At 38.7% G+C, this 14,396-nt stretch carries 14 protein-coding genes; 8 read left to right on the top strand and 6 right to left on the bottom strand.

The window, feature by feature from the left end; genetic code table 11:
- Nucleotide 1: 1 nt before the first annotated feature.
- From G0028_RS10370 to G0028_RS10340, 7 genes are all read left to right on the top strand, one after another.
- The gene (locus G0028_RS10370; RefSeq protein WP_180047297.1) at nucleotides 2–1,207 is read left to right on the top strand and encodes a TerD family protein; all 1,206 of its coding nucleotides are present in this window, start codon (nucleotides 2–4) and stop codon (nucleotides 1,205–1,207) included.
- A 48-nt stretch (nucleotides 1,208–1,255) separates the two neighbouring features.
- Nucleotides 1,256–1,831 carry a TerD family protein gene (locus G0028_RS10365; protein ID WP_130073413.1) on the top strand — a complete coding sequence of 192 codons (576 nt, stop codon included), beginning with the start codon at nucleotides 1,256–1,258 and terminating at the stop codon, nucleotides 1,829–1,831.
- A 16-nt stretch (nucleotides 1,832–1,847) separates the two neighbouring features.
- Nucleotides 1,848–2,951 carry a DUF475 domain-containing protein gene (locus tag G0028_RS10360; protein WP_130073414.1) on the top strand — a complete coding sequence of 368 codons (1,104 nt, stop codon included), beginning with the start codon at nucleotides 1,848–1,850 and terminating at the stop codon, nucleotides 2,949–2,951.
- Nucleotides 2,952–2,954: 3 nt separating this feature from the next.
- The gene (locus tag G0028_RS10355; protein ID WP_130073415.1) at nucleotides 2,955–3,533 is read left to right on the top strand and encodes a TerD family protein; all 579 of its coding nucleotides are present in this window, start codon (nucleotides 2,955–2,957) and stop codon (nucleotides 3,531–3,533) included.
- Nucleotides 3,534–3,666: 133 nt separating this feature from the next.
- Nucleotides 3,667–4,977 carry a vWA domain-containing protein gene (locus tag G0028_RS10350; RefSeq protein ID WP_180047299.1) on the top strand — a complete coding sequence of 437 codons (1,311 nt, stop codon included), beginning with the start codon at nucleotides 3,667–3,669 and terminating at the stop codon, nucleotides 4,975–4,977.
- A gap of 11 nt (nucleotides 4,978–4,988) precedes the next feature.
- The gene (locus G0028_RS10345; RefSeq protein ID WP_180047301.1) at nucleotides 4,989–5,705 is read left to right on the top strand and encodes a TIGR00266 family protein; all 717 of its coding nucleotides are present in this window, start codon (nucleotides 4,989–4,991) and stop codon (nucleotides 5,703–5,705) included.
- A gap of 12 nt (nucleotides 5,706–5,717) precedes the next feature.
- On the top strand, nucleotides 5,718–6,305 hold the full coding sequence (locus tag G0028_RS10340; RefSeq protein WP_107008671.1) for a TerD family protein: 588 nt from the start codon (nucleotides 5,718–5,720) through the stop codon (nucleotides 6,303–6,305).
- 153 nt (nucleotides 6,306–6,458) lie between these two features.
- Here G0028_RS10340 and benE read toward each other — a convergent pair whose 3' ends face one another.
- From benE to catA, 6 genes are all read right to left on the bottom strand, one after another.
- A complete protein-coding gene (gene benE, locus G0028_RS10335; RefSeq protein ID WP_180047311.1) occupies nucleotides 6,459–7,676 on the bottom strand; it encodes a benzoate/H(+) symporter BenE in 1,218 nt (405 codons plus the stop codon).
- 397 nt (nucleotides 7,677–8,073) lie between these two features.
- On the bottom strand, nucleotides 8,074–8,859 hold the full coding sequence (gene benD / locus G0028_RS10330; protein ID WP_130073419.1) for a benzoate diol dehydrogenase BenD: 786 nt from the start codon (nucleotides 8,857–8,859) through the stop codon (nucleotides 8,074–8,076).
- A 79-nt stretch (nucleotides 8,860–8,938) separates the two neighbouring features.
- Nucleotides 8,939–9,955, bottom strand: coding sequence for a benzoate 1,2-dioxygenase electron transfer component BenC (benC, locus tag G0028_RS10325; RefSeq protein WP_180047303.1), 1,017 nt, complete (start codon nucleotides 9,953–9,955; stop codon nucleotides 8,939–8,941).
- A gap of 78 nt (nucleotides 9,956–10,033) precedes the next feature.
- Nucleotides 10,034–10,534: a benzoate 1,2-dioxygenase small subunit gene (gene benB / locus G0028_RS10320; protein WP_107008677.1), complete on the bottom strand. Its 501-nt coding sequence runs from the start codon at nucleotides 10,532–10,534 to the stop codon at nucleotides 10,034–10,036.
- Nucleotides 10,531–11,931 carry a benzoate 1,2-dioxygenase large subunit gene (benA, locus tag G0028_RS10315; protein ID WP_180047305.1) on the bottom strand — a complete coding sequence of 467 codons (1,401 nt, stop codon included), beginning with the start codon at nucleotides 11,929–11,931 and terminating at the stop codon, nucleotides 10,531–10,533. The genes benB and benA overlap by 4 nt, the downstream gene beginning before the upstream one ends.
- Before the next feature lie 93 nt (nucleotides 11,932–12,024).
- A complete protein-coding gene (catA, locus tag G0028_RS10310; protein WP_130073422.1) occupies nucleotides 12,025–12,945 on the bottom strand; it encodes a catechol 1,2-dioxygenase in 921 nt (306 codons plus the stop codon).
- A 238-nt stretch (nucleotides 12,946–13,183) separates the two neighbouring features.
- Here catA and G0028_RS10305 point away from each other — a divergent pair, with 238 nt between their 5' ends.
- The gene (locus G0028_RS10305) at nucleotides 13,184–14,101 is read left to right on the top strand and encodes a LysR family transcriptional regulator (RefSeq protein ID WP_130073423.1); all 918 of its coding nucleotides are present in this window, start codon (nucleotides 13,184–13,186) and stop codon (nucleotides 14,099–14,101) included.
- The last annotated feature ends 295 nt before the right edge of the window (nucleotides 14,102–14,396 follow it).

Genomic DNA, 14,396 nt, shown 5'->3' with positions numbered 1-14,396 from the left:
TATGCAATTGATTGCAGGTGGTAATATTGGTTTAACCCAACAAAATGTGGATATATTAATAAAAACAAACGTTCCTGCGCATATCGATTTAGACATTACAGCCTATCAGTTGGCGCAAACAACACAAAAAGTTCGTGGTGATCAGGATATGATTTTCTACGGGCAAAAGCAGACAATAAATCAAAGCGTAATATTAACTGAATCAAGCAGTAAAGCACCTTATCAAAGTAAATTAAGCTTTAATACGGCTTTAATTGATCCTCAAATTGGTAAAATTGCAATTTGTGCAACTTTAAATGAGCCACATGCAGTCAATAGGCTTGCCCCCATCCAAATCGAATTACAGGAAAATGGGCAAACTGTTGCCACAGCCATTGTGGAAACACAGCAAAAAACTGAAAAAGCTTTGATTTTAGCTGAAGTGTATAAACATAATGAGAAATGGAAATTTCGTTTTGTAAATCAGGGTTTTAATGGTGGTTTAAAGCCATTGGCTGAAAATTTTGGTGTTGAAATTGCAGCAGAAACAACACAAGCTACGCCAACGCCAACGCCAACGCCAACGCCAACGCCAACGCCAAACTCAAGTTTAAATTTATCTAAAATCAAATTAGACAAGACCAATTCCAGTATTAATTTGACTAAAAAAGGCTCAGGTTTCGGTAAAATTTCAGTAAATCTCAACTGGAATCAAGGTCAACAAGCCCAATCAGGTTCATTCTTTAAAAAATTAGTCGGTGGAAATAAAACCATCGATCTAGATCTCGGCGCCATGATTCAGTTTAAAAGTGGTCAAGTTGCTTTAGTTCAACCACTGGGTAATCAGTTTGGTCATTATGACCGCCCCCCATTTATTCATTTAGACGGTGATGATCGTACAGGTGCGACAACGACAGGTGAGAACTTGCATATCAATGGTGATCGTTGGGATGAAATTGAACGGATTGTTATTTATACCTATATTTATTCAGGTGTGGCGCAATGGGCTGCAACAGATGGCGTAGTGACCATTCGTATCCCAAATCAGCCTGAAATAGAGGTTCGTTTAACCGATGGTAATCATTTAACCACCTGTGCCATTGTTGAACTGAAAAATGTGGGCGGTAGTATTCGAGCCAATCGTGAAGTGCGTTATTTCCAAGATCAACAATATTTAGACCAACATTACCGCTTTGGTTTTCGTTGGACACAAGGGTCAAAAGATTAATCTTTAACTTTTTTAACAATCAATTTCATAGATAAAAGGATATGCAATATGGCAATTTCTTTAAATAAAGGTGGTAATTTATCACTAAGTAAAACAGATCCATCACTTTCTCAAGTTCTTGTTGGTTTAGGCTGGGATGCACGTGCAACAGATGGTGCAGATTTTGACTTAGATGCGTCGGCATTTTTATTAGGTGCAAACGATAAAGTTCGTGGCGAACATGACTTTATTTTTTATAACCAAACACGTTCTCCTGAAGGTTCTGTTGAGCATACAGGCGATAACCGCACAGGTGCAGGTGATGGTGATGATGAAGCCGTTAAAATTAATTTAGGTCTTGTTCCTGCAGACATTCAAAAAATTGCAATCACTGTGACGATTCATGATGCAGAGCAACGTGGTCAAAACTTTGGTCAAGTACAAAATGCATTTATTCGTGTGGTCAATGATCAAAGTAACGTTGAAATTGTACGCTTTGATTTAAACGAAGATTATTCAACCGAAACAGCAATGGTATTTGGTGAGTTGTATCGTCATAACGGTGAATGGAAGTTCCGCGCTGTAGGTCAGGGTTATGCAGGCGGTTTGCGTGCCATGTGCCATCAGTATGGCATTAGCATCTAAACGTTGAGTGGAATGAATGAAGCATTTTAGATTTTCGATAATTTTCACCATTATCTGTTTAGCAATTTCTGCCTATTGGGGATTTACCCACGGTCCTGAAGCAGGGCTGATGATGATGTTTAAGGTACTGGCAATTACAGGTATTTTAGCCATCATGGAAGTGTCATTGTCATTTGATAATGCCGTTGTGAACGCCTCTGTGCTTAAACATTGGGATATGTTTTGGCGGAAGTTATTCTTAACCGTCGGGATCATTGTTGCTGTATTTGGTATGCGCTTGGTTTTCCCATTGCTCATTGTTGGCGTCACCGCAGATATGAGTATGGTTGAAGTGGCTAAGTTAGCATTGAATGACCCTAAAACTTATTCAGAAAAACTGATGGCACATCATGCGGAAATTGCTGCTTTTGGTGGTATTTTCTTATTACTTGTGTTTTTAAACTTTCTTTTTGATGATGAAAAGGATGAACATTGGTTTCATTGGGTTGAGTCTAAATTAGCAGATTTAGGCAGTATTCAAGCGATTTCAGTATTTATTTCACTGATTGCATTGTTGGTCATTGCAGGTTTTGTACCTGAGGCACAGCGTTTAGTTGTGGTGATGGCAGGCATCTGGGGGATCGTGGTCTATGTGGGTGTGCAGGTCATTGGACATTTACTTGAAGGCAGTGGTTCTGATGATGAAGCAGATGATGAAAAATCTTCAAATGGCAACGCAACAGTTACAGGTACAGTGGTGAAAGGTGGTATCGGGGGCTTCTTGTATTTAGAGGTTTTAGATGCTTCATTTAGTTTTGATGGGGTTATTGGTGCTTTCGCAATTACCAATGATGTTGTTGTGATTATGTTAGGTTTGGCAATAGGTGCGATGTTTGTTCGTTCTATGACCATTTACCTCGTTGAAAAAGGCACATTGGATGCCTATGTATATTTAGAGCATGGTGCGCATTATGCGATTGGTGCTTTAGCATTGATTATGCTCGCAAGTGGTACAGGTGTGCATGTACCTGAAGTTGTCACAGGATTGATTGGTGTAGCGTTTATTGTATGGGCGGTATTATCATCAATTTCGTATAGCAAGAAACAGCAAAAGTTAGAATCAACACAAGAAGGAAATTAAGACATGGCGATTAGCTTATCTAAAGGCGGTAACATTAACTTATCTAAAACTGCACCTACGATGAATAAAGTAGATTTAGGTTTAGGTTGGAACCCACGTGTAACTGATGGTAAAGCATTTGACTTAGACGCAGTCGCATTTTTAACAGATGAAAATGGCAAAGTCACAGGTGATGGCGATTTTATTTTCTTTAACCAGAAAGTATCTCCATGTGGTTCTGTAACGCATCAAGGTGATAACCGTACAGGTGATGGCGACGGTGATGATGAAACGATTTCTGTAGACTTGTCTAAAGTTCCTGCAAATATTGCGAAAGTTGTCTTTGCAGTTACCATTCACGAAGGTCAACAAAACGGTCAAAACTTTGGTCAAGTGGATAAAGCGTACATCCGTGTAATTAACCAAGATGCAAATGGTGAAGAGCTTGCACGTTTTGACTTGTCTGAAGATGGTAGCACTGAAGTTGCAATGATCTTTGGTGAATTATACCGTCACAGTGGCGAGTGGAAATTCAAAGCTGTAGGTCAAGGCTTTAACGGTGGCTTAGGCGCATTGGCTGCAAGCTACGGTGTTGCCGTTTAATCTGTAAAAATAGTATAAAACAGAGTACTAAAAGAGCAATCTTTTAGTACTTGAAAATAATTTTGCAATCTTTGTATTTTATAAAAATGCTTTTAAATCGATTATTTTCAAGTACTAAAATAGAGAATGATATATGCAACTGGTTTCAGGACAAAAGTTCGCATTGACCCAACTGTTACAATCTACATCAGAATTGAGTGTACGTGTTCAAGTGCAAGCAAGTTTTGAAATTGATATTTCTAGTTTTGGCTTAGGGCGGCATGATCAGCTTTATCATGATGATTATATGACTTTTTATAATCAGCCAAAAACGCCTGAAAATGAAGTGCAATATTTTCAGCAAGCACAGCAACATATTTTTAAATTTGATCTCAGTCAAATTGATACTGAAAAAACGCCCCGTTTTGTGATTTGTGCGACAACAGATCAAACAACTTTAAATCATATCCAATCTATTCAAGTTGATTTAGTCAATGCTAAGCAGCAAGTTTTGGCAAGCTACCACCTGACAAGTGCACATTTTCAGCAAGAAAAAGCGGCTATGTTGTGTGAAATCTACTTTAAAAATGACGCTTGGCGCATGGCGGCGGTTGGGCAAGGTTTTAATGGCGGTTTAAAAGCGTTGGTTGAGCATTTTGGTGGGGAAGTTGCAGATGAAACGGCTCCTACTCCTATCGAAAATACGGTAACTCAAAACCATGTACCTGCAACGACATCCACTTTAGATTTAAAGAAAAAAGTGGTTTTAGATAAAATTGAGAAATCTGCTCCGCAGCTTTTAGAACTCACTAAAAAATCTTTGATCAGTTTAGAAAAGAATAACTTACTCAATGTGAAAGCACGGGTAGCACTTGTTTTAGACTATTCAGGTTCAATGAATCAGCAATATAAAAAAGGTGATGTACAAAAAGTCCTTGATCGGATTATGCCTTTAGCGGTGAATTTTGATGATGATGGGCGTTTTGAATGTTGGGCATTTGCACAGCATGCTTTACGTTTAAGCGATGTACATTTAGGTAATTTAAAAAACTATATCAATACCGAACAGGGCGGGCATAAAAAATGGGATGCTGGCGCACGTTTTAATAATGAACCTGCGGCACTGAATGCGGTGATTGATTATTTTATTCAAGAAAGCCCATCCGATTTGCCTGTTTATGTGGTGTTTATTTCAGATGGTGGTGTATCTGAAACCAAAAAAATTAAACAAATTTTAAAAGATATATCCAATCAAGCAATTTTTTGGCAGTTTGTGGGCATTGGTGGTCGAAATTATGGTGTTTTAGAACAGTTAGATGAGATGTCGGGACGTGTGATTGATAATTGTAATTTTTTTGCAATGGACAATATCGACAGTATGCCTGAGTCGCAACTTTATGATTTGTTATTAAATGAATTTCCAATGTGGCTCAAAGCTGCGCAACAAAAAAATATAATCAAGTAGGACCAAGAGCAATGGCAACATTTACTTTAGTGGGTAGTCCAGAACCTTTTTTACATGTCAGTATGAAACGTGGTGAATCGATTTATTGTGAATCGGATGCCATGGTCATGGTGGAGCAAAATCTCGAAGTGACAGGTAAGTTACGTGGCGGTGTATTTCAGGCGTTTATGCGTAAATTTACCTCAGGTGAGTCTTTGTTTCAGCAGCAAATCAAAGCTTCAAATGGAGATGGTGAATGTTTGTTATCACCAAATTTAGATGGAGATATGCAAATTTTAGATGTTGGGCAACGGCAATATATTTTGTCAGACGGTGCATTTGTCGCTGCAACTGAACAGACCAATATTAAAGCGAAAGTACAGAGTAATATTGGTGGTGCATTATTTGGCGGCACAGGTGGCTTTGTAGTGATGGAAACAGGTGGGCAGGGGCAAGTCTGTATTTCAGGCAGTGGCACCTTGCTTGAGTTAGATATTACCCCTGAACAAGGCGAGGTCACCATTGATAATGGTCATGTTGCAGCTTGGGATGCGTCTTTAAACTATAACATTGGCATGCCGACTTCAGGCGGTGGTGGTATTGTTGGCAATATTTTTAATAGCTTAACCAGTGGTGAAGGTTTAGTGATTAAGTTTCGTGGGCATGGCAAAGTGATTGTATGCTCTAGAAATCGTGCAAGTTATTTACAATGGTTGGCATCGGCTTTAGGTCGTGGAAACTCAAACTGAAGGAAACAATAAATGGGTATTAGTCTAGTAAAAGGTCAAAAAATTTCGTTAGAAAAACCAGATGGTTCTTCATTAACAAAAATTTATTTGGGTGCAGGTTGGGACGTTGCTAAAGGCGGTGGTTTTTTAGGTGGTCTATTTGGCGGCGGTGGTGGCTCTATTGATTTAGATGCTTCAGCAATTTTATTTGATGCCAATAAACAAGTGCTTGATAATGTTTGGTTTGCTCAGCTTCGTAGTCGTGATGGCAGTATTCAGCATTCTGGTGACAACTTAACAGGTGAAGGCGATGGTGATGACGAGAAAATCTTTGTAGATTTGACGCGTGTTCCTGATCAAGTTCAGCAAATCGTATTTACGATTAGTAGTTTTCGTGGTCAAACTTTTGAAAAAGTAGAGAATGCCTTTTGTCGTTTAGTCGATGAAACCACCAACACTGAAGTTGCAAAATATAATTTGTCAGCACAAGGCAATTATACTGCTTTGATTATTGCGAAAGTATATCGTCATAATGGTGCTTGGAAAATGTCAGCGTTGGGTGAGTCTTGTCAAGGTAAAACGATTCATGACATCGTACCTTCGGTACTGCCATTGTTATAATTGATTATTTTTTATGATATAAAAGCCTAATTTTTAGAAATTAGGCTTTTTCTAAAGAGGTTGAATATTTTAACCTTGGTATTATATTCATGGTAAAACTGAGCAAGAATAAAGCCCACCCAAAACTGATTTGAGTGAGCTTCATGCTATTTTTTATTTTGAACTGACAGCTTCAGTCTGGCTTTGTGCTGTGTTCTGATGTTTTGTCAAAATGACATGTGCCACGATACCAATACAAATGCCCCAAAATACTGAACTGAGACCTAAGAAGCTCATCCCTGAAGCCGTTGCTAAAAAAGTCAGTAAAGCAGCATCGCGTTGACTTTCATTTTTCATTGCAGCAGAGATGTTAATCGCAATTGCACCGAGTAAGGCTAAACCTGCTAATGCAGCGACTAACTCTTTGGGCAATAATGTAAAAAGCATCACAATACTTCCTGCAAATAAACCACCTAAGATATAAAAGATCCCATTGGCAATCCCTGCAATATAGCGTTTTTCTTTCAGTTCATGTGCATCTTTACCCATACAAAGTGCCGCAGTAATTGAAGCAAGAACAATGGTAATTCCACCCACGCATGCAACAGCCATAGATGTCAGACTGGTTGCTGTGATGATCGGTTTAGCAGGGGTGTCGTAGCCACTTAACTTCATAATCGCCATACCGGGTAGAAATTGGCCAGATAAGCTCACCAATGTTAGCGGAATAGCAAGGTTAAGCGTTGAGTTCCATGTCCATTCAGGCGTGATAAACTGCGGAATAGCGAGAGAAAAATCGACATCAACAGGATTCATTTTCCCTAAAGCTAAACTTAAAATGACACCTGAAATAAGTACAAAAACCATGGCATAACGAGGGCTGAGTCTTTTTGCCACCAAATAAACTAAAAGCATGCCAAAAACAATCATTGGCATGGTATCTGTGGCTTTAAATAAACCTAGCCCAAACTGAAATAAAATACCTGCCATCATGCCTGCGGCAACATCTTGTGGAATCCACTTGAGTAATTTATCAAAAGAACCTGAAATTCCAATTAAGAAAATAATCACTGCGGACGTGATATATGCAGCAACAGCTTCATTGAGTGAGATATGTGGAAATAGTGTGACCAATAAAGCCGTGCCAGGAGCAGACCAAGCGGTGATCACAGGAACCTTAAACTTAATGGATAAAAATATGCCAGCAACTGCAGCACCAATAGAAATACCCCAAATCCATGAAATCATCATGGCATTGCTGACATGGGCTTGTTGTGCTGCTTGAAAAAAGATAATGAGTGGGCCTGAATATGAAATCAGGACTGCTAAGAAACCAGCAACTGTGGCTGAAATTGACCAATCTTGTTTTAAGGTCTTAAACAGGGTTGCCATTGGCATCTGCCTCCATGCGTGTTTAATTCAATGATCCTGCTGAATTGTGTTTTAAATCATATGTTTTAGAGAAAAAGGAAAATCTACATTGTCATATAGATTTTCTTACTATGCTGTCAATACTTATTCACTTTGATGCTTCGATGGGCACAGCCACATTTTATTTATTCAAAATAAAGACTAATTTATGTAGGCAATCCCTTTCTTTTGACGGATCAAAGTGACAAAAATTCTTTGTTGGTCAAAATGTACATCCATGATACGTTTGACCAACGGCGACATCCATGTCGCCTCATGTGATTAAACCAATGGCATTGGAATTGCTATAAAAGCAACTCATTTTTTATTTGTTTAATCATAAAAAGTGGCATGAAATCTTTTAAAATAAAAGATCAGTTTAACCTTGATCTCCGCCACCCACAGGAACAACAGTACCTGTCATATAAGATGAGTCATCTGAGGCTAAAAATAAAATCGCATTCACTTGTTCTTGGATCGTGCCGTAGCGTCCTAAGAAAGTTCGATCAATGGTTTGATCAACCACTTGTTGCATCCATTGTTTTTCATTTTCAGATAAAGGATTACTATTGCGAGGTACTTTTCGAGGTGGTGCTTCGGTGCCGCCTGTTGCTACAGCATTGATACGGATACCATCTTTTGCATGTTCAAATGCCATTGCAGCAGTTAAGGCATTTACACCACCTTTAGATGCAGAATAAGGTACACGGTTAATACCACGTGTCGCGATTGAAGATACATTAACAATCGTACCTTTCTGATTTTTCAACATTTCTGGTAAAACTGCACGGCAGCACCATAATGTTGGGAATAAAGAACGATTCACTTCCTTAATAATTTCTTCTTCAGAAAATTCTTGGAAGGGTTTCATCCAAATTGCACCACCGACATTGTTGATTAAGACATCAACACGACCGTATTTTTCAATTGCTTTAGCCACAACAGATTGAGCGCCTGCAAAAGTTTCTAAATCTGCATTAATTGTGATCGCATCACCTTGATGCTGCAAAATTTCAGCTAAAACTTCATCTACAATTTCAGCGCGATCTGCGAGGATCACTTGTGCGCCTTCAGCAGCAACTTGCAGCGCAACACCACGACCAATCCCTTGAGCAGCACCTGTAACAATAACAACTTTATTTAAAAATCTTTGACGATCTGACATTTTTTTCTCCATGCTCAATTTTTTAAAACCGAATATTTAAAAACCTCGTTTTGAGTGCAAAACGAGGTTTGTGGAAAGCTTAGTTCGCAGAGAATTTTTCAAATAAGAAGTTTGCAGGTTTTACACCTTCTTGGTCTAACCAGCCACGAACGGCTTCGACCATTGGAACTGGACCACAAAGGTAAACGTCAACATCACCACCATTGAGCCATTCATTGTCAATATGACCTGTCACATAACCTTTACGTTCATGCGTAGAGTCAGCATGTGCTACAACAGTGCGATATTCAAACCATGGTAATTTTGCTTGTAACTCGTTAAGTTTTTCAATGGCAACTAAGTCAAAATCATTGGTTACACCAAAAACAAGACGTACAGGTTGTTCAGAACCTTTTTCTTCTAGAACTTGTAGCATTGACATAAATGGTGCAATACCTGTACCCCCTGCAAGCATAAGAACAGGGCGAACAACATTACGTAAATAGAAGCTACCAAAAGGACCTGTGAATGTCATTTTGTCGCCAGCTTGAGCATTGGCACTTAAAAACTCGCTCATCTTACCATTCGGTACATTACGCACAACAAAGCCTGTTAAGCGGTCGCCTGGTTTTGAACTAAATGAATAAGAGCGTGTTTCTGCTGTGCCTGGTAGCGCAACATTGACATATTGTCCTGCAAGGAAATGAATATCTGGCTGACCTTCATCAAGTTGAATATCAAAGGTAATGGTCGATTCAGATAAGTTTTCTACACGTGCTAAAGTGCCTTGGAACTCGTGAATCTGAGTTTTACAGACATCAGAAGTTGCTTGAATCTGGAATACTGCGTCTGAAGTTGGTTTACATTGGCAAGCTAAAATATAGCCTTCTTCTGCTTCTTCAGGTGTTAAAGCATCTTCAATATAGTTTTCTTCAGGCATGTCATAAGAGCCAGACTCACAAAACGCGCGACACGTTCCGCAAGCACCATCACGGCAATCTAAAGGAATGTTAATTTTTTGACGATATGCAGCATCTGATAAGGTTTCACCTTGAGCGACACTGATAAAACGCGTTACGCCATCTTCAAATTGAAGTGCAACATTATGGTTTGACATGGCTAGAATCCTACTTAAATTTTGATACTTCTGACATTCGCCAAATGGGAGTTTGACGAATGCCATCCTTGTTTGTTTTTAGAGGTGGTAGATATCAATGACTTGATTGATATAGTCATTTTTAAGTACAACGTATTTACTTAAAATCTGTGGTTGTTCACCTGAAAAATCAATTTCATAGCGAGACATACCAAAATAGCTATAACTGTTTTTATAACGGAAGCTCAATGTATTCCAGTTAAAGCGAACAGTCACTTTATCGCCATCACGTTCAACAACTTCTACGTTAGCAATGTTGTGTGCTGTACGTGTATTTGGCATGGTTGCAGAAGAGCGTTCAGTTTTAATACGGAACACACGGTCTTCTAAACCTTGACGGTCAGGGTAATAAATCAATGAGATCTCAGCTTGAGGATCTTCAGTAAGTTTGTCATCGTCATCCCAAGCTGGCATCCAAAATGATGCAGATGGTGCATAACACTGTAACCATTCATCCCATTGTTCATCGTCTAAAAAACGAGCTTCACGATAGAGAAATTGTGCAATATTTTCTAATGATGCTTTGTCTTGCGCGCTCATGCATTTTCTCCTTGTGCAGACGTTTCTAACTCAGCCAATTCTTTTTCAGCTGCGATGGCATGTTTCATGGTTTTTAACCAATATTGATGTTGAGCAAGGTATAAGCCTTCATCTTCAGTTTTGATACAGCTTAATGCTGGTTTTAAACCAATTTCATTTGCAGCATCATCTGGACCTTGAATCCAATGTTTAGAACCACGGCACATGTCGTTCCATTCAAGTTCAATACCTGCATAACCTGCTTGACATGCACGGAATTCTTCAAGGTCATCTGGTGTTGCCATGCCTGAAGCATTAAAGAAGTCTTCGTATTGGCGAATACGACGAGCACGTGCTTCAGTTGCTTCACCAACAGGCGCGATACAGTAAATCGTGACTTCAGTTTTATTGACAGAAATAGGGCGGAGTACGCGGATTTGTGAACCGAATTGATCCATCAAATATACGTTAGGATATAAACATAAGTTACGTGAACGCTCGATCATCCATTTAGACATCGCCGCGCCATATTTTGCGGTATATTCTTCAGCCTTCGGGAAGTTTGGACGGTCCTCTGGATTTGCCCATTGTGTCCAAAGTAACATATGACCGTGATCAAAACCGTAAGAACCACCGCCTTGTTTACCCCAAGAACCTGCGCTCATTGCACGAACATTATCAAGCTCTTGTTGTTTTTCTTTACGTTGTTGCGTTGTTGCTGCATAGTTCCAATGTACCGCAGACACGTGATAACCATCTGCACCATTTTCAGCAGTGAGTTTCCAGTTACCTTCATAGGTATAGGTTGATGCACCACGTAAAACTTCTAAACCTTGTTCAGATTGATCAACAATCATGTCAATGATTTTTGTGGTTTCACCCAAAAATTCTTCTAATGATGGAACATCTGGGTTTAAGCTACCGAACAAGAAACCTTTATAATTTTCAAAACGCGCAACTTTTTTCAGATCATGAGAGCCTTCTTGGTTAAAGCAATCTGAATAACCTGCATCGGCTGGATCTTTAACTTTAAGTAATTTACCTGAGTTATTAAATGTCCAGCCATGGAAAGGGCAAGTATAAGTGGCTTTATTTCCACGTTTATTACGGCAAAGCTGAGCACCACGGTGTGAACACGCATTAATCATTGCGTTCAATTCACCATTACGGTTACGTGCGATCAGAATCGGTTGACGACCAATATAAGTTGTATAGTAGTCATTGTTTTTTGGAATTTGGCTTTCATGTGCCAAATACACCCAATTTCCTTCGAAAATGTATTTCATTTCTAGGTCAAAAAGGGCTTGGTCTGTAAATACTGAACGATGAAGTTTAAATTCACCTGTTTCATAATCATCTACAAGAAGCTCATCAATACGATCAAGATGGCTGGTATTAATCACAGGAATACGTGGCATGTCCGTTCTCCGACTGTCCAAATGTGGGCAAGTCACCGAAATATGTTTTTAAATATATTTCGGTTCCAAAAGTATTTTTAAATAAAAGGGAAATTATGCAGAAGCTCGACGACGATCAACTTCAGTTGATGGTGCTTGAACTTGTTCTTTGACTAACTGAATATTGAATGTAATGTGTTTGAACGCTTTGTTTAAACCACGGCGTGCGATTTCAGCTTCGTCAGTGATGTCGATTGCTGTTGCGACTAAACCGTCACGTGTTGCAAATGCAAAGTCATCCCACAGGTACTGATCACCTTCGATATTAAATTGAGTGGTGAGTTTGCGATAACCTGGTGCAGAAACAAAATAATGCACATGTGAAGGACGGTTACCATGGCGACCTAATTTGTCCAATACAAATTGTGTAGTGCCTTCAGGTGGGCAACCATAGCCAACAGGCAGGGTGGTTTGCGCTGTATAGTGACCATCTTGATCCGAAATAATCGTGCGACGTAAGTTAAAATCAGACTGTGATTTATCAAAGAATGAATAGTTGCCTAAGCTGTTGGCATGCCAAATTTCAACTTTAGCGCCTTCAATGATATTACCATCAGTATCCGTCACTGTCCCTTCAATGAACAAGGTTGGGATTTTATCGGTTTCTGTGCCGTCATCCATACGGGCAAAACCAACAGATTCAGGTGCACCAGCGACATAGAGTGGACCTTCAATGGTACGTGGTGTTCCGCCTAAGACTCCAGCTTTGGCATCGGCTTCATCGGCACGTAAATCTAAATAATGTTCTAGACCTAAACCTGCTGCTAAAAGACCAAGTTCATTGGCTTTACCTGCATCGGTAAAATACTCAAGTCCTTTCCAAACTTCAGTTGCAGATAAATCAAGGTCTTCGATGGCTTGGAATAAGTCACTGACAAGACGAACAACAACTTGTTGTACACGAGCGTCAACATCACCTGTAGCAGTGTCAACATTCATTTTTTTAACAAGTTCATTAATTTCTTGACGATTCATACTATTCTCCTAGAGTATGAGGTCATCCTGAGCGACAAGCATTCCTTTTTGTAGCTGGCTAACAGGCTGGCCCAAATGTGATCGCAATTACATTTAGATTTTTAGATCTGAAAAAATCAGTTTAAAAAAACTTCACTTTGTTGCTAATTTACTTCATGCTATATACCTTAAATGAATAAATTAGGTCTTGTCGAAGATCAATTACGTATTTTTTTATACTTTAAAGGTATTCGTTGTCATGGAACTTAGACATCTTCGTTATTTTGTTGCAGTGGTGGAAGAGCAAAGTTTCACCAAAGCTGCTGAAAAATTATTCATTGCACAGCCGCCATTGAGTCGGCAGATTCAAAATTTGGAAAATGAGCTGGATGTTCAACTATTTATCAGAGGAAGCAGACCATTAAAAACAACAGAAGCAGGTCAATTTTTCTACCAACACGCTGTTAAACTTTTGTCTAATGCTGAAGAAGTAAAGTCTATGACCAAGCGGGTAGGTTTGGCAGATCGGACCTTAAATATTGGTTTTGTAGGTTCATTATTGTTCGGCTTGTTATCAAATATTGTCTATTTATTCAAACAGCAAAATCGAGATGTTAAAATTGAGATGGTCGAAATGACCACAACAGATCAAATTGAGGCATTAAAAGAAGGGCGTATCGATGTGGGTTTTGGGCGTTTACGTATTTCTGATTCTGCGGTCAAACGCGTGTTGTTACGTGAGGAACCCCTCATGGTAGCTGTACATGCGAGTAGCCCTTTAGTACGTCAATATAAAGAAGGCGTTTATTTGGCAGATTTGTTAGATCAACATATTTTATTATATCCAAATCATCATAAACCTAATTTTTCCACTCAAGTACGTCATTTATTTTCTGAATATGGTTTAGATCTAAAAAATGTTCGTGAAGTACGAGAACTGCAACTCGCACTGGGTTTTGTGGCTGCTGCTGAAGGAATCTCAATTGTCCCAAGTAGCGCCCAAAATATTCATTTATCACATTTGCACTTTATACCTTTATTAGATGATGCAGCGGTGAGCCCAATTTTTATGGCAATGCGTAATATGGATGAAAACAATGATATTCACTCATTATTTGACTGTGTTTATCAAGTATATGACCTCGAACATATCGGCTATGAGCGCCGTGTGCTCTAAAGCAAAATCATTTTTTGCTTGAAAATTAAACATATGTGCTTTTTATTGAAAGATAATGAGCACTTGTTTTTTATTATTGTTTATTTTTAGTACATATTAAGTTTGAAGTAGAATAATATTTCACCAGTTATTATAGACCTTTGTCGCAATATAATGATGAACTGATTAGAAAATCGATTCAATATGATTATATTTATAAAAAATATTACAAAAAAGTAGAAGATAATAAAATGAGTTATTTAAAGATTAAAAAATCATATAACAAGAATTAAAATAAAAATGATTTAGAAAAATT

It is taken from the genome of Acinetobacter piscicola (assembly GCF_015218165.1).
Lineage (GTDB): Bacteria > Pseudomonadota > Gammaproteobacteria > Pseudomonadales > Moraxellaceae > Acinetobacter > Acinetobacter piscicola_A.
This window is presented reverse-complemented; position numbering and strand designations above follow the sequence as displayed.